Origin of the sequence: Campylobacter sp. CS_NA3, from assembly GCF_027797495.1 — a bacterium.
Classification (GTDB): domain Bacteria; phylum Campylobacterota; class Campylobacteria; order Campylobacterales; family Campylobacteraceae; genus Campylobacter_B.
Genome location: NZ_CP115609.1, coordinates 745111 through 769828 on the forward strand (window position 1 = coordinate 745111; position 24718 = coordinate 769828).

The following is a 24718-nucleotide window of genomic DNA, read 5'->3' on the forward strand; positions in this document are numbered from 1 at the left end:
TAAATGTCAAAAAAAGCAAATTTAAACATAGTCGGTATGACCTGCGTGAATTGCTCGAACGCAATCGAGCGAGTTACGCGCAAGATTGAGGGCGTAGAAAGCGTAAATGTAAGCTTCACAGCTGGGGTCGGCGAATTTGAAGTCGCAAATGAAGCCGTCCTAGACGCCGTAAAAGCAAAAATCACAAAACTAGGCTATGAAATCGCCACAAACTACGAAGAGCTGGAAGCCAAAAAGGCGCGAAATTTAAAAAATATGCTTTTTAAATTCGTTTTAGCCGTGATTTTAGCGTGTTTTATAATGCTAATTGAGATGAAATCAAATTTCAGCTTCGCCGTAAAAGCCCTGCTCTGTGCGATTTTGGGTGCAGTTGTGCTAGGCTTTTGTGGCAAAAACTTCTTTTACCATGCCTATGGGTCGCTAAAAAACAAAAACTACGATATGAATGTGCTGGTCTCGCTTGGCTCGTCTGCGGCGTATTTGTATTCGCTAGGAAGTGCGATTTTTGTCCATTTTAAGGGCGGAAACGAGTGGGCGAATTTGTATTTTAGCTCTTCATCGATGATAATCGCTTTCATATTGCTAGGAAAATACCTTGAAGAACGAAGCAAACTCAAAGCGAACGACTATATTAAAAAACTTATCGATTTAAGCCCAAAAAAGGCGATTTTGATCAACCCTGACGGCACGATGCGCGAAATTTTGGCTAACGAACTAAAACCGGGCGATAAAGTTTTAGTCAAAAACGGCGCGCAAATCCCGGGCGATGGCGTGGTCATAAGTGGTGAAGCTGAAATCGATACGAGCCTGATAACCGGCGAGAGTTTAGCCGTTTTTAAAAAGACGGGAGATACGGTAAATGCTGGGTGCGTGAGTGTCGCAGGAATTTTGCAGGTCGAAATCACCAAATTTTCGCACCAAAGCGTTTTAGCTGAAATCAAAAATTTACTTAGCGAAGCAGGAAGCAAAAAAATGCCGATTTCTCGCTTTGCCGATAAAATCGCAAATATCTTTGTGCCAAGCGTGATTTTTATCGCCGTTTGCGTGTTTGTGATTTGGCTAATCGCAGGAAAAGCCCATATCGGCCTGCTTTGCGCGATTTGTGTTTTGATTATTTCATGCCCTTGCGCTTTGGGTTTGGCTACGCCCATTGCGATAGTTTGCGCTATTTCAAATGCCGCTAAAAACGGCGTTTTGGTGAAAAACCCGGAAGTTTTAGAAATCCTAAAAGATACGAAAATCGCCGTTTTTGACAAAACAGGCACACTCAGCAGGGGCGAAATTTCGGTAAATTTTACAAATTTAAGCGATGAAAATCTAGGGCTAATCGCAAGCGCGCAAATGCTTAGCGAACACCCAATTTCAAAATCGATTGTGAAATTTGCAAAAGAAAAAGGGCTTAAATTTGCTAAATTTGACGGGGAATTTGAGAGTTTGCTGGGTCGTGGTATAAAGGCACAAAACGGCGAATTTACGCTACTAGCGGGAAATAAAGAGCTTTTAAATGAAAACGGCGTGGAATTTGAAACGCCAAAAAATGCATATGAATTTTTATCTAACGGCTTTGGCGTGATTTTTGTGGCTATAAATGCCGAATTCGTGGGTTTTGTGGCACTTAGCGACATTTTGCGAGATGAAGCGAGTGAGTGTATAAGGGCACTTAAAAATCAAGGCATAAAAACCATAATGCTAACAGGCGACAACGCCAAAACAGCGAATTTCATCGGCAAAAGTTTAGGCATAGATGAGATTATCAGCGAAGTTTTGCCAAGCCAAAAATACGAATTTATAGCAAATTTAAAAAACAGCGAAAAAGTCCTTTTCATAGGGGACGGTATAAACGACGCTCCGTCACTCAAAACCGCCGATATAGGTGTCGCGATGAACTCAGGTAGCGACATCGCCAAGGGTGCCGGAGATATAATCTTTATCAAAAACGACTTGCGAAATTTGAAATATCTGATAAATTTATCGCAAAAAACCATGACGACGATAAAACAAAACCTTTTTTGGGCGTTTTTTTACAATCTCATCTGCATACCTGTGGCGGCAGGAATTTTATATCCTTTGTGGGGAATATTACTAAAACCGATGTTTGGTGCAGCTGCAATGTGTTTTAGCTCAGTAACCGTGGTGCTAAATTCGATTAGACTGAAATTTGCGAGAATTTAAATTTATCATATTTTTTTATCGTATTGTTAAAATTATTAGCTTAAAAAAAAATTCTACCTTTATTTAAATTTATGTATAATTACAAAAGCAGGTGAAGAAAATTTTTTATAAAGTTTTAAAAACTAACCAAATTTGCTTTGCTTGACCATAAATTTTGACAAAATAACAAAATTTTATCAAAAAAGTAAATAATATGAGAATTTTAATCAATGAATATCCAGGCGATGGTTGTCCGAAAATTAAAGCTTTTGATGAAAGTCAAATTTTTTTAAATACGACAAAAGACGATGAAGATTCTGAAAATTTTATTGTTTCTATTTTTGTGCAAAATCAAGAAGTCGCTCTGTTTTATTGCAATAAAACAACCCAGTTTAAAGAATTGCAAAATAATTTCAGATCAATGTTTTTCAAAAAAGGTATTTTAGAGATAGATATTCAACTCAACTATCTCAATGGAAAAGTGATTTTAAAATCATCGTCTTTTTCCCAATCTTAATCTCAATCGCAAAATGTCATTGCGATAATTTCCTTTATAAATTCTCGCAATGATAAAAATACATAAAATTTTACGCAAAATTTTACTAAATTTAGCAAATTTGAACTGAAATTTGCTAAATTTTAACTTAAAAAACTTATTTAACCATTTTTATAAATAAAAATTTTGCTTACTTTTTGTAAAATATATGCCAAAATTTTATGATAAGGACAAAATATGGCTTTTTTACAAGATTATGAAAAACATGTTGCTGAACGCTTGGAGTTAGGCATACCGCCGTTGCCGTTAAACGCAGAACAGACAAAAGAAATTTGTGGCTTACTAAAAAACGGCGACAAAGGAAGCGAATTTTACGCTGATTTGCTTGAAAATCGCGTAAGTCCGGGCGTAGATGATGCTGCGAAAGTCAAGGCTGAGTTTTTAAACGAAATCCTAAATCACGGCTTAGAAATCGCCGTTATCAGCAAAAAAAGAGCTGTCGAAATGCTAGGAACTATGCTTGGCGGTTACAATGTCATCGTGCTAGTTGCCTGTTTGCAAAATAGCGATAAAGAAGTAGCAAGTGCCGCTGCAAAGGCTCTTAGTAATACAATTTTCGTGCATGATTATTTCAACGAAGTTGAAAAACTTGCTAAAACTAACGAATTTGCAATGCAAGTGCTAAAATCATGGGCAAATGCCGAGTGGTTTTTAAATCGAGCTAAAATCCCTGAGTTAATAAAAGGTATAGTTTTTAAAGTTCCGGGCGAAACAAACACGGACGATTTAAGCCCTGCTAGTGAAGCTTTTTCTCGCTCAGATATTCCACTTCACGCAAATGCAATGCTAGTAAAACGCCAACCAGGAAGCCTAGAAACAATCGCCCAGCTTAAAAAAAGCGGTCGCCAAGTTGTCTATGTGGGCGATGTCGTAGGAACGGGAAGTAGCCGTAAAAGTGGCGTGAATTCGGTTCAATGGCATATCGGCGAAGACATAAAAGGCGTTCCAAACAAAAAAACAGGTGGCGTAATCATCGGCTCGACTATCGCTCCGATTTTCTTTAACACAGCAGAAGATAGCGGTGCGTTGCCGATTGTCGCAAATGTCGATAAACTCGAAACTGGCGATGAGATCGAAATTTATCCATTACAAGGCAAAATTCTTAAAAACGGCGAGTGCGTAAGCGAATTTAAACTTCTACCAAATACAATCGAAGATGAAATTCGAGCAGGCGGACGAATTCCGCTTATCATCGCTAGGGGGCTTTGCGCGAAAGCAAGAGCTAGTTTAAATTTAGAGAGCGAAAATATTTTCATAAAACCGGAACAACCAAAAAGCGACGAAAGTGTCGGCTACACACTAGCCCAAAAAATGGTAGGTAGAGCGTGTGGCGTAGAGGGCGTAAGAGCAGGTATGTATGTAGAGCCACTCACACTCACAGTTGGCTCACAAGATACAACAGGCCCTATGACAAGAGATGAGATCAAAGAACTAGCAAGTCTTGGATTTGGCGCAGATATGGTTATGCAAAGCTTCTGCCACACAGCAGCCTACCCAAAACCAAGCGATGCGATTATGCATAAAACCTTACCAAATTTTATGAGTAGTCGTGGTGGCGTGGCACTTCGTCCAGGGGACGGCGTAATTCACTCATGGCTAAATAGATTAGTTTTGCCTGATACGGTCGGCACGGGCGGCGATAGCCATACGAGATTTCCTATCGGCATTAGCTTTCCGGCAGGTAGCGGTCTAGTAGCGTTTGCGGCGGTTACGGGAAGCATGCCTTTAAATATGCCAGAATCCGTGCTTGTTAGATTCAAGGGAGAGTTGCAACCTGGCATTACTCTTAGAGATTTAGTCAATGCAATCCCTTACTATGCGATTAAAAAAGGTTTATTGACCGTCGAGAAAAAGGGTAAGAAAAATATTTTTGCAGGAAAAGTGCTTGAAATCGAAGGCTTGGAAAATTTAAAAGTAGAACAAGCATTTGAGTTAAGCGACGCTTCGGCTGAGCGAAGCGCAGCAGCGTGTGCCATTGCGTTAAATAAAGAACCGGTGATTGAATACATCAAATCAAACATCGAGCTAATTGATGCGATGATAAAAGACGGATATGAAAATGCTGTAACGCTTGAACGCAGAAAAGAAAAAATGAAAAAATGGCTAGAAAACCCTGAACTTCTAAAAGCAGATTCTAACGCAAAATACGCAGAAGTGATTGAAATCAATCTAAACGATATAAAAGAGCCGATTTTAGCGTGTCCAAATGACCCTGACGATGTAGCGACACTAAGCGAAATTTTAAGCGATCCAAAACGCGCGAAAAATATCGATGAAGTTTTTGTGGGAAGCTGTATGACAAATATCGGACATTACAGAGCGCTTGGCGAAGTGCTAAAAGGCGAAGGTCAAGTGCCTGTTAGGCTCTGGATAGCACCACCGACAAAAATGGACGAAAAACAGCTTAGAAGCGAAGGATATTACGCGCTATTTGGTGCAGCAGGAGCTAGAATGGAAGTTCCTGGTTGTTCGCTTTGTATGGGTAACCAAGCCAGAGTGCGTGATGAAGCGATAGTATTTTCTACTTCGACAAGAAACTTTGATAATCGTATGGGTATGGGCGCAAAAGTTTATCTAGGCTCAGCCGAATTAGCAGCGGTTTGTGCTATGCTAGGCAGACTTCCAAGCGTGGCTGAATACCTAGAAATCGTGCCTAAAAAGCTTAACGGCAAAGAAGCACAAATTTATAGATATTTAAATTTCAACGAAATTGAGAATTTTTCGTTATAAATTTACAAAATTCGGCAAATTTGATATTTTAAATTCGCCGAATTTTTAAAAAAATAAAAGCCGAAATTTCCATAATTTCGGCTTTTTTAAATTTAAAAAAATGTTATAAGCTTAAAAATATTTTTTTTTGATAAAATATAGTTTTTAGTTTCAAAATTTAGGTTTGATATGAAAAAAATTATCTTCTCGGTTTTTTTACTTATCTTAGCAAATTCTCTATTTGCCTCGACATGCGACGATATACAAAAAGATCCAAATTCATATTTTGTAAATATGGTTGCAAATCCAAAAGATGATTTTGCGTATCTAAACTCAAATTTTGAGTGTGAAAATTCGCTTTTAAATTTGAAATTTTTAAAACAACTTTATAGGCTAAGCAAAGAAATCCGTAACGAAAATATCGATTGCGTAGGAAACACAGCAATCGTAAATGAAAAAAAATTCCAAGAAAAATTAGCTTTTATAGCAATCGCACCAAAAATTTATGAAAATGGGCTTGATAAAACGCAAGAAAAACCAAATTTACAACGCTATGAAGTTTGGTCGCATAAAAGTATAAAAAATTTTATGCTTTTTGATAAATTTAAAAACGAATTTGATAACGCAAATGTAAATTTAACCGAATTTTTCAAAAAAGATTTTGATGAAAACTATGCAAAAGTTATCGCGACAACTGCCTTAAATGAATATCTGAAATTTGCATTTGAAAATCACAAAGAAAATTTGCAATTTAGTGAAATCGAAGAGCTTTTGCTCCAAAAAAATATCAAAGCCGATGAGATAAAAGATTTTATTTTTTCTTGCGAATGTAGTGAATTTGGGCTAACGACAGCGTTACATACGGCACTTTTGCACGGCAAAAATACTCAAATTTTGAAGGCTTTGATCGACCGTGGTGCCAATGTAAATTACGGTGATGAAAATTCAATCTTTTTTGCACTAAATTCGCCTGAAAATATCAAATTTCTTATCGCAAATGGTGCCGATATGAACTACAAAAATAGTTTTGGTTTAAGGCCGATTTTTTATGTTGTAGAAAAAAATGATCCCGAACTTCTTAAATTTTTTATCTATAACGGCGCGAAATTAAATGTAAAACTTATTTCAAATACAGAAAAAATGGCGTTTATTTCAAGTAATTACGAACCATATCAAAATCTTTGTGCTTTTAATGAGCCCTCAAAAACGCTTTTAATGCATGCGGCCGAATTTGGCGATAAAAATATAACCGAAATGCTAGTTAAAAACGGAGCAAACGAATTTGTGCTAGATGATTTTGGCTTAAATGCGCTTGATTACGCTATTTTGAGCGAAAATAACGAAACAATACAATATCTAAAAAATCTAGGATTAAAAGAAAATATACAAAAAGAGGAATTTTATGAGAGTGAGACAAATCAAACTAAACAAGCTTCAAATTTTTAAAAAATAAAATCATAAATTTTAAGAAAGAGCAGATATGAAAAGGATTTTTTTATTTTTATTTTTGCCTATTTTGGCATTTTGCGACGAAGATTTAGCTGCGAAAAATTCTGAATTTTTCGGCATTTTAACGCTTATTCCGCCACTTGTGGCGATAGTTTTGGCTTTTATCACAAAAGATGTTATTTTTTCGCTACTTTTGGGCGTTTTAAGCGGAACTTTTATGATAAGCGTTAGCGAAAACGGAATTTTTAGCTCATTTATCAAGGCTTTTACCGACCTTTGTGCTAGGGTTATTAGCTCGATGGCTGATTCATGGAACGCCGGAATTTTGCTTCAAGTGCTTTGTATCGGCGGTTTAATCGGACTTATCACCAAAATGGGCGGAACAAAAGCATTAGCCATTTGGCTTAGCCAAAGAGCCAAAACTCCGCTTTTATCGCAAATTTCGACTTGGTTTATGGGAATTGTAATTTTCTTTGATGATTATGCAAATGCACTTATCGTTGGTCCTATTATGAAACCGGTTATCGATAAATTCAAAGTTTCGCGCGCAAAACTTGCTTTTATTATCGATGCGACAGCTGCGCCGATTACAGGCTTAGCGATTATTTCGACTTGGATCGGACTAGAAATTTCACTTATAAAATCATCTTACGAAATCATCGGCATAACCGACATTAACGCATTTGCCGTCTTTATCGAAACGATTCCTTATAGATTTTATAATATTTTTATGCTATTTTTCGTGCTTTGCACTGCCTTGATGAGCAGAGAATTTGGACCTATGTATAAGGCTGAAATGGCAGCAAGATCCGGCGAACTACACAAACAACACTTTACAATCTCAAATTTAGACTCACAAACTTTCACGCCAAAAGAAGGCATTGTTTTACGCAAAAGAAACGCTTTGGTGCCGATTTTAGTGATGATTGTGGCTTCATTTGTAGGATTTTATTTTAACGGTCTAGCAACGCTCGAAGGCGAAACGCTAGAAGCAGTAAAAGCTGCACCGCTTTCGTTTATGGCTTTGCGTGAAACATTTGGCGGAGCTGATGCTTCTGTGGTGTTATTTGAAGCTGCCCTATTTTCTTCGCTTGTCGCCGTTATAATGGGAATTTCGCAAAAAATTTACGGCGTAAAAGAAGGCATTGAAATTTGGGTTGGCGGCTGGAAAACTATGATTATTACGGTTGTGATTTTGCTGCTAGCTTGGTCGTTAAGCTCTGTTATCAAAGATCTTGGCACAGCAAAATACCTTGTCGAAGCACTTTCAGATACGACGCCAAAAGTTTTACTACCAATTTTGATATTTATTTTGGGTTCATTTATCTCATTTTCAACCGGAACGAGCTTCGGAACAATGGGAATTTTAATGCCTTTGGCAATTCCATTAGCTCATGCAGTCGGCACTCACTATGGACTTGATGGAAACGAACTTCACGCCTACATGTGCGTAAATATCAGCGGTGTGCTAACAGGAGCCATTTTTGGCGATCACTGCTCCCCTATTTCAGACACTACGATTTTATCATCAATGGGCGCAGGTTGCGATCATATCGAGCATGTTAGCACACAATTTGTCTATGCGCTAAGCGTTGGAGCTATTACCATTTTACTTGGCTACTTACCTGTTGCATTTGGGCTTAGCGTTTGGCTATCGCTACTTTTAGGTATGATTGGCGTTGTCCTACTTTTAAAAATAGTCGGCAAAAAGGTAGATTAGTTGAACTGCGAACATTTTGAAATTTGCGGTAGTTGCACACTAAATTTGCCTTATAGTGAGCAAATTTTGCATAAAAAAGAACAAATTTGCTCACTTTTTAGTGAATTTTATAAAGGTGAGTTTGAATTTTTTTCTTCGCCTGAGCAAAATTATCGAAGCAGAGCTGAGTTTGGACTATACCATGACGGCGACGAGCTAAATTTTGCTATGAATTCGCTAGATAAAGAAAAAGTTATCATTAAAAACTGCCATATTATCGAGCCAAAAATCGCAAATTTGATGAACGAAATTTTGCCAAAGATAAAAGAAAGTCGTAATCTAAAAAACAAAATTTTTGGCATAGAATTTGTTGCTTCAAAGCTTGATTTAATGGCGATTTTGCTTTATCATAAAGATATTTTTGAAATCAAAAATGATTTAGAAAATTTAGCAAATTTGCTAAAAATCAAACTAATCGCAAGAAGTCGCGGTAAAAAGCTAGTTTTTGGCGGCGAAAATTTATGCGACGAATTTGAAATAGAAGGTAAAATTTATCGCTACACATACGAAGCTACGGCATTTTCGCAACCAAATAGAAGCGTAAATGAAAAAATGATTTCTTGGGCAAAAAGTTGTGTGAGAGATGGGCGAGATTTTTTGGAAATGTATTGCGGACATGGAAATTTTACAATCCCGTTAAGTGAGAATTTTAAAAGCGTTCTAGCGACCGAAATCAGTAAAAATTCAATCAAAAACGCCCTAAAAAACTGCGAAATAAACGGCGTAAAAAATATTAAATTCGTGCGAATTTCAAGCGAAGATTTAATGAGCGCATTTAAAAACGAGAGAGAATTTCGCCGTTTAAAAGAGCAAAATATAAATTTAAACGAATTTGATTTTTCGCATATTTTAGTCGATCCGCCACGCGCCGGGCTTGATGAAAGCGTGCTTAAATTTATTAAAAATTACGAAAATATCATTTACATTTCGTGTAATCCACAAACGCTTTATCAAAATTTGCAATCACTTTGCGATACGCATAAAATCGCTAAATTTGCGATTTTTGATCAGTTTGCACACACCGAGCATATCGAGTGCGGAGTTTTACTAGAAAGGATAAAAAAATGATAGAAGAAATTTTAAAAAATGCCAAAAATATCGCTATCGCAGGGCTTAGCCCTGATGAAGAAAAAGACAGCAATCGCGTGGCAAAATATTTAATTTCGCAAAATTTAAATATTTTTCCGATTTATCCTAAATTTGATGAAATTTTAGGTCACAAGGTTTATAGAAATTTAAAAGAAATTAGTGATAAAATTGACATTGTCGTTATGTTTAGAAAAGGCGAATTTGCAAACGAATTGATAAGCGATGTCATCGCGCAAGGTGCAAAAACGCTTTGGTTACAGCTTGGCATTACAAACGAAAATGCCCGTCAAATCGCAATGCAAAACGGCATAAATTTCGTTCAAAACAAGTGCATAATGGTAGAATATAAAAATTTGAAAGGTTGGAAATAATGGTTGATTTAAACAAAATAGTTCAGGCAAAACGCACTATTTCGGGCTTTGTAAATAAAACGCCTTTTGCGTTATCGCCAAAAATGAGTAAAGCTTACGAAGCAGAAATTTATCTAAAAAATGAAAATTTGCAAAAAACGGGAGCTTACAAAATTCGCGGTGCTTTTAATAAAATCGCTCATCTTAGCGAAGAAGAAAAAGCTAAGGGCGTAATCGCTGCTAGTGCCGGCAACCACGCACAAGGCGTTGCTATTTCGGCAAAACATTTTGGCGTCAGAGCCGTCATCATAATGCCCGAAGCCACTCCGCTTTTAAAAGTAAGTGGCACAAAGGCTCTTGGCGGCGAAGTCATCTTAAAAGGCGATAATTTCGACGAAGCTTACGCTTATGCGCTAGAATACGCAAAAGAGCAAGGGCTAACTTTCGTTCATCCATTTGATGACGAATTTGTCCAAGCAGGTCAAGGCACAATCGCACTTGAAATGCTTGAAGATGTCGCTGATTTGGAGTATTTGGTTGTGCCTGTGGGCGGTGGTGGATTAGTAAGTGGCGTCGCAAGTTGTGCTAAACAGATAAATCCTGATATAAAAATCATAGCCGTTAGCGCAAAAGGCGCCCCTGCAATGTATGAAAGCTTTAAGAAAAAAGAAGCAATAAACTCAAAAAGCGTTCGCACGATAGCCGATGGAATTTCCGTGCGAGACACAAGCAAAATCACGCTAAAAACGATATTAGAGTGCGTTGATGAATTTGTGCAAGTCGATGATGAAGAGATAGCTAGTGCGATTTTATATCTGCTTGAAGAGCAAAAAATCATCGTCGAAGGCGCAGGTGCTGTGGGAGTGGCTGCCTTGATGAACGCTAAATTTAACTACCCAAAAAACGCAAAAATCGGCATAGTGCTAAGCGGCGGAAATATCGATGTGCAAATGCTAAATATCATCATCGAAAAAGGTCTAATCAAATCGCATCGCAAAATGACAATCATCGTAACGCTTGTAGATAAACCGGGAGCCTTGATGAATTTAACCGAAATCTTGCGAAAAGCAAATGCAAATATCGTTAAAATAGATTATGATAGATTTTCAACTAAGCTTGATTACGGCGACGCTGCGATTACTATCACGCTAGAAACCAAAGGCAAAGATCACCAAGAAGACATTGCTTATGCGCTTAAAAATGCAGGATATGATTTTAAAGAGATTTTGTAAATTTAGTTAGAATTTGTGAAAATTTGCAAATTCTAACGCTGTTTTTATTTAAAATTTGTCGCAAAATTCGTGGTATAATAACGCAAAATTTAAAGGTTGAAAAATGGATTTTTTCTTACTTATTGCTAATGTTATTTTGATCGCAGGTATTGTTTATTTCGCTTTTTTCAAAGACAAAAAAAGCGAAAAACCACAAAAAAACGAAGTTACAAATAGTCTTTTAGAGCTTAAAAATATAGGCGAACTTAGCGTTTTTAGAATTTATTCAAAAGAGATAGTAACAAGCACTTCAAAGGCATTTGATGATGATTTTTTAGGAAAAATTCTGAATTTTCCTATGACAGAGAAAAAAATCGCCGTAATTTTTGAATTTGAAATAGATTTTATATATGATTTGCTAAGTCCCGAGTTTAAAATTTCGCCTTTGGGAGACGATAAATACGACATTTTAATGCCACCTTGCAAATATAAAGTTTATATGGAAAATATCAAATTTTACGACGAGCAAGAAGCAAAATTTATGCCATTTTTCTTGCCTGAATTCATTAGTTCTAAATTAACCGGCAAATTTAGCGCAGAAGAAAAAAACTCGCTCATCAAAAAAGCGCAAGATGAAGCAAAAAATTTATCACTTAAAATCATAAACGATCTTGGCGGAAAAATTCATAAATCTGCCACAGATACACTTGAAGCCATAGCAAGAAGCTTTGGTGCAAAAGAGTTGGTTTTTAAATTCCAAGATAAAACTATCGATAGAATTGATGTGCAAAATGGCGAAATCGCCATTGTAAATACGACACAAAAGCAAATCGAATAAGATAAATTTTGAAAATTTTAATCAGTTATTAAGCAAATTTTACTGATAATTAAATTTATTTTTTTACAAAGGAAGGAAAAATGAGAAATATTATTTTGGCACTTTGCGTTTTGGCTTTGATAGCCGGTGGCGGTTATTATTTTACCAAATCCAATGACAACAAATCAACAGCTAATTCATCTAGTCAAAGCGTAAGCAAGAGCAATCCGATAGATGAAAAACCTATGGTTACGCTAAATAAGCAAGAACCCGTTCAACCTAGTGCGCCGGTAGAGCAAAAACCTGAACCAACACAAGAGTCTGCACCTGCTACGCAAAATCAAGCACCTGAAAATCAAGCAGACAAGCCGGTTCAAAATCAAAATGAACAACCTACGCAAAACACAGAAAGTCAAGCAGCTCCTGCAAATGCAGAACAAGCAAACGCTCAAAATCAAGCCAATCAAAACGCCAATGTTGCAGCAGAACAACCTGCAACACAAACTGATGAAGCAGCAAAAGAAGAGCCAAAAGCTGATGTAAAAGGTATTGAAATCGATCCAAGTGGCGCTAGAATAAACTTTTTAAGCTATAAAATGCCAAATAAAATGAAAGTTCCGGAAACAGGCACTCCTGCTACATTTAAAACCGCGGAATTTAATTTTGCTAACCAAAGCGGAAGCGTTGCTGAAATTTTAACAAATTCGACAGCAAAAATTGATTTAAGTTCTATCGATACAAATAAAAATGCCATTCGCGATAACAATGTTAAAAATAAATTTTTTGCTCACCTTGCTTCGCAAGAAGTAAGTGGAAAAATAACAGGCGTTAAAGGCGATGACACAAGCGGAGATTTAACTTTAAGTCTAAATTTCAACGGTATTGAAAAAGAAGTTCCACTTAAATATGAAGTAAAAGACGGCAAACTAACAGCCACAGGCGAAATCGATTTGGTCGAAGGAAATTTGTTTAACACGGCAGAAGCTTTTGAAAAATTTGCTGCTGAACCGGTTATACAAGGTTTGCATGGCAAAAAAAGCTGGTCAGATATACAAATCGGCTTTGAAGTGCCTGTAAAATAATTTTAAACTACATTTTGGCGAATTTGCAAATTTCTGCATTTTGCAAATTCGCCTTTTTTTATGAAAATTTAATAAACAAAAAAGCTAAATACCACAGAATTTGATAAATTTTATTTCGAAATATATTAAAAATTTGATTTGTAAAAAATGGTTGCAGAGGACGGATTTGAACCGCCGACCTTCGGGTTATGAGCCCGACGAGCTACCACTGCTCTACTCTGCGACAAAAAAGGATTTAAAAAAGAGTGGATGGGGTAGGAGGATTCGAACCTCCGAATGATTGGACCAAAACCAATTGCCTTACCGCTTGGCGATACCCCAGCCGATAAAAGAAATGTGATTATATAACTTTTAAGTTTAAAAAATGCTTATTTTTGGGTTAAATTCACAAAAATTTACGATAAATTCAAAAAAAATGGTGGAGGTGTGCGGGATCGAACCGCAGTCCAAAAGCGAACTACCAAAGCCTCTACATGCTTAGCAAAAGTGAAAATCTCGCCCTAGCTTGCTCACTTTCCAAAACAACTCGCCAAAGCAAAGACTAAATTTCGCCCCGTATCTCGTCAAAACACGAAACTAGCTATTTAAAGTTACCCGCACACTCGCCTAAATAGCATCAGCTCGCAGCAGGGCTCAACTGAACTTACGCGATTTTTGCGTAAGCAGGAGCAAAATTTTTGTTATTTGCGTTTAATTTTAATTTGGATTTTATACGCTATATCCAAAGCGGCATGCCACCGTGATAAATCCGTTCCTGTCGAAGCCAAATCACCCCCGATAAGAAAGAATTTGCAATTTTACTTCATTTTTTTTTAGTTGTCAAATTTAAGTTTGAATTTGCTAAAATTTCGCTCAAATTTACCAAATTTTGGAGTTTCAAAATGGCAAAAATCACTATAAATGACCTTTATAAAATGAAAGAAAACGGCGAAAAAATCGTTATGATAACAGCCTATGACGCACTTTTTGCAAAACTTTTTAACGACCAAGTCGATATGGTGCTAGTAGGAGATAGCCTAAATATGAGCTTTGGCGGACACGATGAGACCATCGGCATAAGTGTCGATGAGATGATTTATCACGCAAGGGCTGTTAGGCGCGGTCTAACTCACCCGTATTTGGTTGTGGATATGCCGTTTTGTTCGTGCGCTACGCCCGAACTTGCTCTTAAAAACTGCGCCAAAGTTTATGAACAAACAGGTTGCGACGCACTTAAAATCGAAGGTGGAAAGGACTTTGCGGCTACCGTCGAGCTTTTAAGCAAAAACGGCATTGCCGTCATGAGCCACATAGGACTGCGACCGCAACTTTCTCGCTTTCAGGGTGGTTACAAGGTAAGCGGTCGCGAGAAAAATGCCCTAAATTTGCTTCTTGATGACGCAAAAGCCGTGCAAAATGCGGGAGCGGTTTTGCTTCTGCTCGAAGGCACAGTTTCAAGCGTGGCTAACGAAGTAATGAGTGTCGCAAATGTCCCGGTTATCGGTATCGGCGCAGGGTCGTGCGACGGACAGGTGCTAGTGTGGAGTGATATGCTAGGATTTTTTGACGAATTTAAGCCAAAATTTGTAAAACGCTACCTTGACGGCGCCGAACTTGTGCGAGAAGCTGTAAAAAACTACGCTAATGATGTCAAAAAAGGCATTTTCCCAAGCAAAGAATTTGAGTATTTGAAGTAAAAGTAGCAAAATACAACAAAATTTGCTAAAATATAAAATATTATTTAAAGGATAAAAGAATGCTAAAAAGTTTGTATATTCAAAATTTCAGATGTTTTCAAAATTTTACACTAAATATGACTAATAAAAATTTTGCTCTTTTGGTTGGAAAAAATGGTGGTGGCAAAAGCACTATTTTTGATGTATTGAAAATTTTTAATAATATTGGAAATGGCGAAACAGAGCTTGATGATATGATAAGTATTGACGATTTTGCCTTCGAGAATACAAATCAGCCGATAGAATTAAAAATAATCGCTGATATTGATGACACTGAATTTGAATATGAAATTTTGATAGATTTACTTGTATTAGAAAATATTTCTCGTTGCAGAATAAAACGAGAAATTTTAAAAATAGAAAACGATGAAATCATAAAGAGAGAATACGGCGAAGTAAATAAGGATAATGCAAAATTTAATATAGATTGGCATCGTGTAGCATTACCAATAATTCTTGCAGATAGACCAAATAATAGGACCGATAAAAATATAAGACAATTTAAAAATTGGCTTTCAGATTTACTAATTATTTCTCCAATACCAGCAAATTTTAATGACTTTGGCGATGATTTTGAAACACAACTTTATAAAGATTGTTCTAATTTAATAAGTTACATTAGAAAACTTTATAGAGATAGCCCAGAATTTTACAATATTTTAAAAACAAATCTTACAGATTTTATTCCAGATTTCAAGGAGATTTCTTTTGCAGGTCGTTATGATTCTATTGCAACTATTCACTTTGAAAATGAAAAAGAAAGTCTAAAATTAAAATTTTCAAAATTATCGTCTGGAGAAAAAATTTATTTTTTAATTGCATTGGTAAATTCTATAGCACAATATAGTAAATTTTCTAATATATTAATAGGTTGGGACGAACCAAATAATTATATTAGCACAAAAGAATTATCTAAGATAACTTTTAAATTTAGAAATAGTTTTAGCAATTCAAATTCTCAACTTATAATATCATCACACAATGAAAGAGTTATGAATAGTTTTTATACAGAAGATATATTTTGGCTAAGCAGAAACACTCATTTATCTCCAATTACAATTAAAGAAATTGGAGACTATACAGATTTGCCAGAAGAATATGATATGGATATTACTGATGGCAAATAAATATAGACCAAATATTGTAGTTTATTGCGAGGATAATAATATTAAAAATATTGTTGTTGGCTTTAAAGAATATTTGAGTTTGCAAAATTACAATACAAATATTCTTAATATCAAAGGAGTTTATGGGGGTGCTCCACATAAATTTGAAGCTAAATTTAAAAAAGATAATATAAAAATTGCAGAACAAACTTATATTTTGATATTGTGTGATTTTGATACTAAACCGAAAGATAAAAAACCAGAAAATCAAATTATAAATAAAAGACAATGTTTTTATGATATTTTAAACAGATACAAAATATACGAAGAATATGTTTTTGTTTTTGGGATTAGCAACAAAGAATCGGAAGATTTGAAAAAATATTTTTTAGAAAAATATCATATAAATAGTTTCGGAGAAATAGGCAAAATTTTGGCACAAGATTTAAATGAAAATTATTCAGATAATTTTAATAATCTCAAATATTGGAATAATCGTCATCTCAAAGACAATATTGACGAACTTAAAAAAATGTCAGAAAATAAAATTTGCGATATAATATTTGATAAATAATACTTTAAAAGTTGAAAATCATGGAAAGAATTGTAGAAATAGAAAAATTCAGCGTTGAGAGCGAATTTGAAACAAGCCTAAGACCTGTTAGCTTTGATGATTATATCGGGCAGGACAAGATAAAGCAAAATTTAAAAGTCTTTATCGCCGCGGCAAAAAAACGAAACGAGTGCCTAGATCACGCACTTTTTTACGGACCGCCTGGCTTGGGTAAGACCACTTTGGCGCATATCATCGCAAACGAAATGGGAGCAAATATCAAAATCACCGCCGCCCCAATGATAGAAAAAAGCGGCGATTTGGCTGCGATTTTGACGAATTTAGACGAAGGCGATGTTATTTTCATAGATGAAATTCACAGGCTCTCCCCTGCTATCGAAGAAGTTTTGTATTCGGCTATGGAAGACTTTCGCTTAGATATTATCATTGGCTCAGGCCCTGCTGCCCAAACCATTAAAATCGATTTGCCAAAATTTACACTTATCGGCGCTACAACGAGAGCCGGTATGATTTCAGCACCGCTTAGGGATCGCTTTGGTATGCAGTTTCGGTTGCAATTTTACACGCCAAAGGAACTAGCCAAAATCATCGAAATCGCAAGTGCAAAACTTGGCAAAAAATGCGAAGAAAATGCTAGTTTAGAGATAGCTAGACGCAGTCGCGGAACGCCTAGAATCGCACTTCGCCTTTTAAAACGCATAAGGGATTTTGCCGAGATAAACGACGAAAATATCATCACAAAAGAACGAGCTGATGAAGGTCTAAACGCACTTGGCGTAAATGAGCTTGGTTTTGATGAAATGGATATAAAATATTTAGAAATCCTTTTTGAAGCAAAACGCAGAGCCATGGGGCTAACGACCATCGCAGCGGCTTTAAGCGAAGATGAGGGCACCATAGAAGATGTCATCGAGCCGTATCTCTTAGCTAACGGATATATCGAAAAAACGGCAAAAGGACGCGTCGCAACCGACAAAGGACGAAAGGCTTTTGGATTGCCGTGCCTTGAAATACCAAATTCAAAAGGGCTTTTTGATGAATAAATTTGCAAATTTAGACAAAACGGCGGTAAAACTATGAAAACAAGTAAAATATTTTTTGCATGTTTTATTGTGTTTATGTTATGCTGGGTTTTATACCTATTTAAGCCATTTTTGCTAACGATTTCGATAGGAATTTTACTTGCAGTTTCGACTTCGGGTTTGCATTATAAAATTTTAAAATTTACAAACCATAAACGCACATTATCGGCACTTTTGACGACTTTGATTTTGTGTTGTATATTTTTTGTGCCGTTTATCTATGCCGTAATTGCGATATTTAAAAATGCTGCGAATTTAGACGCTACATTTATCAGCCAAACGGTAAATTTTGTAAAAAATTACGATTTTTCACTTTTGCCATCGCCTTTTGATAAATTTGAAACAAATATTCGAGAATTTATCGTAAATTTGGACTTTGGCGGTATCGCAAAGCAAGGCGCACTCTATCTTTCGACACTTGGGAAATCAAGTGCCAAATTTATCGCAGATATGGGCTTAATCATCATTTTTTACTTTTTTACCAATCTTTACGGAAAGGATTTTCTGCTTTTTGTTCGCAAATCCACGCCAATTGGCACAAAACAGCTAAATTATATGTTTTCACAAACTGCAAATACAATGAGCGTCGTGTTTTATTCAACCATTTTTAATGCGATTTTACAAGGATTTTTATTTTCGATTATCGCAGGAATTTACGGACACGATGCTGTTTTAATGGGGATAATTTTTGCTTTTTCATCGCTAATACCGGCTATCGGTGGTGCGCTAGTATATGTGCCAACGGCGATTTTCGAACTCGCAAACGGCAACACAAGCGGAGCGATTATTATTTTAATTTATTGTGTCGTGCTAATCTCGGTTCTAGCCGATAGCTTTATAAAGCCGCTAGTCATTAAATTTATAAATTCAAAGCTTGTAACAAGACCGACAAGCATAAATGAGCTTTTGATATTTTTCTCAATGCTTTCGGGCATTGCGACATTTGGATTTTGGGGCGTGATTTTAGGACCTGCGATTTTAACACTATTTATTGCGGTGCTAAATTTATATTCTCAATTACGAGATAAGGATTTTATATAAAATTTTATGATAGAATTCATAAATTTTCAAAGGATTATTTGTGAAAACAAGCGAAGCGCTCGGCATAGCCGATGTTTCTTGCGGAGCGAAGCGTAGCAGAGTAAAACAAGCGAAGCGCTTTTTCGTGAAAGGAAAAATGTTTCTATGAAAAAAATTATTTTAACTATTTGTCTTACCCTTAGCGTAGGATTTGGTGCCAATTTACAAACTCTTGTTGATGAGTGCAAAAACGACAACTTTGCAAGTTGCTCCGATGTAGGCACGGTTTTATATCAAGCAGGCGAATTGGAAACAGCTGTGCAATTTTGGCAAAAAGCTTGTGACGGAAAAAATCCTAGCGGTTGTCAAAATTTAGGCGTTTCATACCATTTTGGTCAGGGCGTAGAAAAGGATTCTAAAAAAGCTTATGAGTTATGGAATTTTGCCTGCAATGCGAACGAATACAATGCTTGTTATAATCTTGGAAATATATACAAAGAAGGGGTTACGGTTCAAAAAAATGACATTAAAGCAAGAAATTATTACGATAAAGCATGTAATAAAAATATATGGTTAGCATGTTATTCGCTTGGCGACATTTATATAGCAGAAGGACAAAATGTTCAAATAAACGCAATGGGAATTGATTTTTATAAAAAAGCTTGTGAAAACGGCAATATCGGTGTTAGCTGCTTTAAACTTGGAAACATTTATGATGAGGGAAAAATAGCAAGAAAAAATGCCTCAAAAGCCGAAAATTACTATCAATTAGCTTGTCAAAATGGTTTTAAAGAGGCTTGTGAAAAGGTAAGAAATTAGATTTTTACACAAGGAGATAAATGTCTGTCATTAAATGGCTTCAAACTTACAGACAAAGCGTTATATTTGCCGTTTTGGTTATCGGCGTTTGCGTTTGTATGTTTGTAAGTAAAAGCTTTATGACGATTGCCTTTGGAATTTGCATATTTTTATACGCCATTAGTGTTTTAGAAAAAAGTTTTGCTTCATTTACGATTATCGAAAATTTTCTTAAAAAAACTACCGACAAACGCTATAAAAGCTTTTCATTTGGCTTTATAACCACCTGCTTAATGCAATCAAGCGGTCTAGTTAGCATTTTAGCAATTTCATTTTTAAGCGCAGGTCTTATTAGCCTTACAGCGGGACTTGCTATCATTTTTGGCGTAAATTTAGGCACGATCGCAGGCGCATGGCTCATCGCAGGAGTTGGCATAAAAGCTGATATTGCGTATTATGCTATGCCTTTAATCGTCGTTGGAATGCTATTTTTATTCAAAAAAAGTGATAATTCAAAAGGTTTTGGCTATTTTTTATTTAGTATCGGGCTTTTGTTTTTAGGAATTGCTTATATAAAAACAGGCTTTGACGGCGTCAAAGAAAGCTTAGATCTCACAAAATACGCTATGAGCGGCATTGGCGGACTTTTACTTTATACTGCCGTTGGTATCGGCGTAACCATCGTCATGCAAAGCTCACACGCCACGCTAACTTTGGCTATAACAGCACTTAGCTTTAATCAACTAAGCTATGAAAATGCCATTGCTATCGCAATCGGCTCAAATGTCGGAAGCACCATAATGGCAGTCATCGGCTCTATAAATGCAAATTTAGAAGGCAAAAAACTAATGGTAGCTCATGTAATTTTCAATGTTACAAGTGCGTTAATTGCCTTGATTTTTATAAAATTATTTATGTTTTTAACGGATAGGACTTCCGAATTCGTCGGTATCGCACAAGATGATTTTGTCCTAAAACTAGCTGTTTTTAATACATATTTTAATGTCGTTGGCGTGTGCCTTTTTTATCCTTTGACTGATTTTATGGCAAATTTACTTAATAAATTTGTCAAATTTAACAAAAAACGCTCGAAAGTTGATTACGCAAAGTATCTTGGAGAAAAAACAGACAATTTTAGCGATAGTGCTTCTATTGTGCTAGTTAAAGAAATGGAACACTTATATGAAAATACAAGCTCAATTTTGGCAAAATCTATAAGCATTTCCAAAAGCGACATTGCTTCGCCAAATTCAAGCGAAAAAATCATTGTCTCTCGTCAAACTCCGCTTAAAATCGACTTTGATGAGCTTTATAGTAATCGCTTTAAGGAAATTTACTCGCAAATTATGGAATATCTCATAAATGCAAGTCAAAATGCAAAAAAAGATGACTTGAATAAATTTATGGACATTAGGCGCTGTGCCCTACTTTTAGCAGAAGTATTAAAAGATATGAAAAATGTCCAGCCAAATATATATAAATTTATGACATCAACCAACCCTTACGCCAAAGCAGAATATGACAAGCTTCGCATAAAAATGCTCCATGGACTTAGGGTAATCGAAAAAATGAGAAGTTTGAAAATAGATGATAAAGCCGGTTTAACCGAGCTTCGTGCTTTGCGTGAAGAGTATCGAAGTATCTCGCTTGAACCAGATGCGTTGCTTGAAGAGAAAAAAATTTCAAACAAAATGGCAACTTCGATGATAAATGATATTGAAATCATCAAAGGCATAACTAAAAAGCTTGTTAAAATCGTCGAAATCAGCCTTTCGCACAAAAATGATGAGCTTTCAAATTTGGTAATCCAAAATTTGTCGTAAAGTTAGTCTAAATTTTGCATAAAATTCATATAAATTTATAAATTTGAGCTCAAAAAATTTAATAGCAAATTTGACTAAAAATCTAAAAACTAAATTTTTAAATGACCACCATATTTGATATTTTTAATCTCAGGTTCGTCATCGATTTTTTGCATAATGCTTTCGATGTCATTATTGTTTGCAGCTTCGATTTGCTCGTCAAGGTCTTGATAGCTATAAATCATCGCAACATCGCTTACGCCATTAAGCGCTTGCATTGATTTAAAAGCACCTAGTTCTTGATCTAGTGTATCTGTTTGTATGATTGCTACTATTTTGCCATCTTGTGCCGCAATCACTTCGCAAAAGTCTATTTTAGCGACATTATCAGCTAAATTTTGTAAATTTACTTCGTTGTTTGCATAGATTATTACGCTTGAAATATTCATTTATAACTCCAAAAATGTATTGTTTTATCGTATCCTGCTCCAATTAAATAATCATCATAAAAAGTCATATTATTGATTATTTCGCCGTTGTATTCGATTTTTTTGATAATTTCACCATCAACATTTATGATATTTATGCCATTTTCATCGGTAAATGCACCAAATTTATCATTTAATGCAACACTATAAACTAAAAATCCTGCATCGAAAAATTTAGAAAATGCTCCGTTTTCGTAATAACAACTTTTGTCATTTGAACCCGCAATAGCCCTATCGCCGTAAAATGCTACGCTAAAAATATTATCTTTTTGGATACTTTTTTTACGCAAGAATTTTTTATTTACGGCATCGAAGAAATATATAACGCCACCTTCGTTTGATAACATTATAGTATTTTTTTCTCTATCAAAGAAAACACCCCCAAAAGGCGAATCTGAAATTTTGTGTTCAAATGTAACTTTTTGCGAATTTATGTCATAGTATATGATTTCGCTTCCAATTCCTAACAAAAGCAAGGTATTTTCATCAAAGAAAATTAGCTTTTTTATCCCTGTTATAGGCGGAGTAAAAGTTTTTAATTCGCCGTTTTCTAAAATTCCCAAAACTTTACTCATATAATCGCCGTTGATTAAAAGTGCAAATTTATCGCCAAGCTTATCAAGATCTATGATTTTAGAATCAATATCGCCATCGACATAGCTCTTAATTTTTGGCAATTCAAAAATTTGCGTTGCATTTTCATCTCCGTGCGTATAACGAAACAATTTTCCGGCATCAGTCCCTGCGAAAATTTCCCCGTCTATTTGTTTTAAAATAGCAATATTTCCGACAACTTCAATCTTATTATCGGCAAAAAGCATACCTACTAAAATCATAAAAACAGCAAAAAACTTTTTCATCTAACAGACCTTTTTAAAAAAATGTGTAAATTTAGCCAAAATTTGGCTAAATTTACAACAATGCGTTATCTAACATTTACGCCTTGATTTAAAACATCAAGCAAATTCGAGCTAGTGTTTGAATCTTTAAATCTACTAAAATCTGCTTCAAAATTGTTTTTTACAAGTTGTGTTGCGTTAGATTGCACAACATGGCAAGAAACACAGTCGTATCTCGACATAGACAGCGCTCCTTCCAAGCTTTTTTGATTTTCATCACGCAAATCTGTCATGTGGCTCTTTGGATATGACTTTATTTGCAACGGCTCGGCAGCTTCTGGCGAGTGGCAAGAAAGACACATATTATTATCAGTCGTAATCGGAAGCATATCATCTAGATTATGCGGGATTAACGGCGGAGCGTTTTCAAAGCTTCTTTCTAAAACAGCATTTGCTCCCGGTGCTTCTGCTTTCCATTCATAAGTCGGCAAAGCAAAATTCTCGTTAGTATAATCAGACCTAAAAGTCGGCTCTGATTTGTTTGCACCGTCAGCTGCAAACAAACTTACGCAAGCCGCAATACTTAGGCACACAAGTAATTTTTTCATTTTTTTTCTCCTAAAATACTGAAATTCAAAGCATCATCATCGCAAACCTCAACGCAACGACCGCAACTAATACACTCAGAGCCAATTTTAAAATCCTTTTTTGATACTAATTCTAAAATATGAGCTTCCGGGCAAACTATTTTGCATTTGTTACATTTTGTGCAGTTTGCTTGTTTATGATAAATGCGAATTAAACTAAATTTACTTATTATCGCCCAAAATCCGCCAAGCGGACAAATATGGGAACATATTATTCTATTTCCTGCGAAAATTTCAAAGATAATGATAATAAGAGCTATACTAAAAGCTGAAATGCTAAGCGAAGTTACAGCTCTTGTAAAAAATCCGATATAATTTAGCATCTCAAACGCTGCAATACCAAATAATCCGCTACAAATCAGAGCTAAAATCATTAGATAATATCTTGCATTTTTACTAACGCTTAAAATTTTTGTTCTTATACCAAATTTTTCTCTTATCCACGCAGCCAAATCACTCAATAAATTCACAGGGCAAACCCAACCACAATACGCCCTTGGTGCAACCAAAGCATAAAAGATTAACACAATCAGTGCGCCTATTAATGCAGTCGTGCCCAAACTCAAACCTGCTAAAAGTAGTTGAAGCGTAGCAAACGGATCGCTTAAATTTATGCTATCAAATAGCATTGATGAACTTAAATTTCCTTGCAGAATTTTCACACCATAGCAATTTCCTGCTATAAAAAGTGCAAGTATGCTAAGCTGAACTATTCTTCTTAAAATAGTGTAAATCATAGTTCGCCTCCGTTTAAGTAATCAACGCCTTTTTTCAAGTCTAGCTTGATTTTGCTATCAACTTCATCAAGCCTTGCGTCATCGCCTTCTACCCAGCCTTTGACATAGTTATCATTTGGAATACCCAAAACTACCTTTCTAGGCAAAATGGTTATGGCAGGTTTTGTTGTTATACAAACCTTTTCGCATTTTCCACACCCCGTGCAATAATCACTATCGACAACAGGAAGCAATAATGCGTGTTTTTCGGTTCTTTCGTTGCGTTTGTATTCGATAAATAAAGCCTTATCCAAAACAGGACAAGCCCTATAACATGCATCGCATTGAATTCCAAAATATGCAACGCAGTTTTTTTGATCAACAACTGCAACGCCCATTTGTGCTTTATTGATATTTAGCTTATCATTTTCGCTAACTAAATCTTTATCTAATGCGCTAGTCGGACACGCCACAGTGCAAGGAATATCTTCACACATATAGCAAGGAACTTTTCGTGGTTCGAAAAACGGTGTCCCATTTGGCACTCCACTATCGCGAAATTCAGCTAATTTTAGCGTATCAAACGGACAGGCTTCCACGCAGAGTCCGCAACGGATACACTTACTCATAAATTCTTTTTCATCAAGAGCACCCGGCGGTCTAATGCGAATTTTATCTTCCGCTCTTGCGAATTCACAAAATCCGCTACCTCCTGCAACAACTAATCCGATTAAACCTAAAACTTCGCGTCTTTGCAT

Annotated in this window: 22 protein-coding genes, 2 tRNA genes and 1 other RNA gene; 17 read left to right on the forward strand and 8 right to left on the reverse strand. The window is 35.9% G+C overall.

Going from position 1 to position 24718, the window contains the following annotated elements:
* Positions 1 to 3: 3 nt before the first annotated feature.
* The 10 genes from PF026_RS03725 (at position 4) to PF026_RS03770 (ending at position 13173) form a co-directional block, all read left to right on the forward strand.
* Positions 4 to 2172 carry a heavy metal translocating P-type ATPase gene (locus PF026_RS03725; RefSeq protein WP_270863819.1) on the forward strand — a complete coding sequence of 723 codons (2169 nt, stop codon included), beginning with the start codon at positions 4 to 6 and terminating at the stop codon, positions 2170 to 2172.
* Between the two features lie 193 nt (positions 2173 to 2365).
* A complete protein-coding gene (locus tag PF026_RS03730; protein ID WP_270863820.1) occupies positions 2366 to 2668 on the forward strand; it encodes a hypothetical protein in 303 nt (100 codons plus the stop codon).
* Positions 2669 to 2884: 216 nt separating this feature from the next.
* Positions 2885 to 5437, forward strand: a complete 2553-nt coding sequence (locus PF026_RS03735) for a bifunctional aconitate hydratase 2/2-methylisocitrate dehydratase (protein ID WP_270863821.1) — start codon at positions 2885 to 2887, stop codon at positions 5435 to 5437.
* A 168-nt stretch (positions 5438 to 5605) separates the two neighbouring features.
* The gene (locus tag PF026_RS03740; RefSeq protein WP_270870445.1) at positions 5606 to 6862 is read left to right on the forward strand and encodes an ankyrin repeat domain-containing protein; all 1257 of its coding nucleotides are present in this window, start codon (positions 5606 to 5608) and stop codon (positions 6860 to 6862) included.
* 34 nt (positions 6863 to 6896) lie between these two features.
* Positions 6897 to 8585 carry a Na+/H+ antiporter NhaC family protein gene (locus PF026_RS03745; protein WP_270870444.1) on the forward strand — a complete coding sequence of 563 codons (1689 nt, stop codon included), beginning with the start codon at positions 6897 to 6899 and terminating at the stop codon, positions 8583 to 8585.
* On the forward strand, positions 8586 to 9692 hold the full coding sequence (gene trmA, locus PF026_RS03750) for a tRNA (uridine(54)-C5)-methyltransferase TrmA (protein WP_270870443.1): 1107 nt from the start codon (positions 8586 to 8588) through the stop codon (positions 9690 to 9692).
* Positions 9689 to 10084 carry a CoA-binding protein gene (locus PF026_RS03755; protein WP_270870442.1) on the forward strand — a complete coding sequence of 132 codons (396 nt, stop codon included), beginning with the start codon at positions 9689 to 9691 and terminating at the stop codon, positions 10082 to 10084. Before trmA ends, PF026_RS03755 begins: the two co-directional genes overlap by 4 nt.
* Complete coding sequence (ilvA, locus tag PF026_RS03760; RefSeq protein WP_270863826.1) at positions 10084 to 11295, forward strand: threonine ammonia-lyase; 1212 nt, start codon at positions 10084 to 10086, stop codon at positions 11293 to 11295. The genes PF026_RS03755 and ilvA overlap by 1 nt, the downstream gene beginning before the upstream one ends.
* Before the next feature lie 103 nt (positions 11296 to 11398).
* Entirely contained in the window at positions 11399 to 12112 is a 714-nt protein-coding gene (locus PF026_RS03765) for a DUF4230 domain-containing protein (protein WP_270863827.1), read from the forward strand.
* Positions 12113 to 12192: 80 nt separating this feature from the next.
* Positions 12193 to 13173 (forward strand): YceI family protein, encoded by a 981-nt coding sequence (locus PF026_RS03770; RefSeq protein ID WP_270863828.1) that lies wholly within the window; start codon positions 12193 to 12195, stop codon positions 13171 to 13173.
* A gap of 148 nt (positions 13174 to 13321) precedes the next feature.
* On the opposite strand, the gene PF026_RS03775 is transcribed toward PF026_RS03770, so the two are convergent.
* The 3 genes from PF026_RS03775 to ssrA form a co-directional block, all read right to left on the reverse strand.
* A tRNA-Met gene (locus tag PF026_RS03775) sits at positions 13322 to 13396 on the reverse strand.
* 23 nt (positions 13397 to 13419) lie between these two features.
* Positions 13420 to 13494 (reverse strand) — tRNA-Gln (locus tag PF026_RS03780).
* 95 nt (positions 13495 to 13589) lie between these two features.
* Positions 13590 to 13949, reverse strand: a transfer-messenger RNA (tmRNA) gene (gene ssrA / locus PF026_RS03785).
* Positions 13950 to 14054: 105 nt separating this feature from the next.
* On the opposite strand from ssrA, the gene panB reads away from it, so the two are divergent.
* The 7 genes from panB (at position 14055) to PF026_RS03820 (ending at position 21291) form a co-directional block, all read left to right on the forward strand.
* Positions 14055 to 14849, forward strand: a complete 795-nt coding sequence (gene panB / locus PF026_RS03790) for a 3-methyl-2-oxobutanoate hydroxymethyltransferase (RefSeq protein ID WP_270863829.1) — start codon at positions 14055 to 14057, stop codon at positions 14847 to 14849.
* 59 nt (positions 14850 to 14908) lie between these two features.
* Positions 14909 to 16015, forward strand: a complete 1107-nt coding sequence (locus tag PF026_RS03795) for an AAA family ATPase (RefSeq protein ID WP_270863830.1) — start codon at positions 14909 to 14911, stop codon at positions 16013 to 16015.
* Positions 16005 to 16568 (forward strand): hypothetical protein, encoded by a 564-nt coding sequence (locus tag PF026_RS03800; protein ID WP_270863831.1) that lies wholly within the window; start codon positions 16005 to 16007, stop codon positions 16566 to 16568. Before PF026_RS03795 ends, PF026_RS03800 begins: the two co-directional genes overlap by 11 nt.
* Positions 16569 to 16588: 20 nt before the next feature.
* Entirely contained in the window at positions 16589 to 17611 is a 1023-nt protein-coding gene (gene ruvB, locus PF026_RS03805; protein ID WP_270863832.1) for a Holliday junction branch migration DNA helicase RuvB, read from the forward strand.
* 33 nt (positions 17612 to 17644) lie between these two features.
* Entirely contained in the window at positions 17645 to 18691 is a 1047-nt protein-coding gene (locus PF026_RS03810) for an AI-2E family transporter (protein WP_270863833.1), read from the forward strand.
* Between the two features lie 144 nt (positions 18692 to 18835).
* Positions 18836 to 19489, forward strand: coding sequence for a tetratricopeptide repeat protein (locus tag PF026_RS03815; RefSeq protein WP_270863834.1), 654 nt, complete (start codon positions 18836 to 18838; stop codon positions 19487 to 19489).
* Positions 19490 to 19509: 20 nt separating this feature from the next.
* A complete protein-coding gene (locus tag PF026_RS03820) occupies positions 19510 to 21291 on the forward strand; it encodes a Na/Pi cotransporter family protein (RefSeq protein ID WP_270863835.1) in 1782 nt (593 codons plus the stop codon).
* Between the two features lie 89 nt (positions 21292 to 21380).
* Here PF026_RS03820 and PF026_RS03825 read toward each other — a convergent pair whose 3' ends face one another.
* From PF026_RS03825 to napG, 5 genes are all read right to left on the reverse strand, one after another.
* Positions 21381 to 21719, reverse strand: a complete 339-nt coding sequence (locus PF026_RS03825; protein WP_270863836.1) for a chaperone NapD — start codon at positions 21717 to 21719, stop codon at positions 21381 to 21383.
* Positions 21716 to 22618: a hypothetical protein gene (locus PF026_RS03830; RefSeq protein WP_270863837.1), complete on the reverse strand. Its 903-nt coding sequence runs from the start codon at positions 22616 to 22618 to the stop codon at positions 21716 to 21718. Before PF026_RS03830 ends, PF026_RS03825 begins: the two co-directional genes overlap by 4 nt.
* A 65-nt stretch (positions 22619 to 22683) precedes the next feature.
* Positions 22684 to 23205, reverse strand: a complete 522-nt coding sequence (locus PF026_RS03835) for a nitrate reductase cytochrome c-type subunit (protein WP_270860943.1) — start codon at positions 23203 to 23205, stop codon at positions 22684 to 22686.
* The gene (gene napH / locus PF026_RS03840) at positions 23202 to 23981 is read right to left on the reverse strand and encodes a quinol dehydrogenase ferredoxin subunit NapH (protein WP_270863838.1); all 780 of its coding nucleotides are present in this window, start codon (positions 23979 to 23981) and stop codon (positions 23202 to 23204) included. The genes PF026_RS03835 and napH overlap by 4 nt, the downstream gene beginning before the upstream one ends.
* Complete coding sequence (gene napG, locus PF026_RS03845) at positions 23978 to 24718, reverse strand: ferredoxin-type protein NapG (protein ID WP_270863839.1); 741 nt, start codon at positions 24716 to 24718, stop codon at positions 23978 to 23980. The genes napH and napG overlap by 4 nt, the downstream gene beginning before the upstream one ends.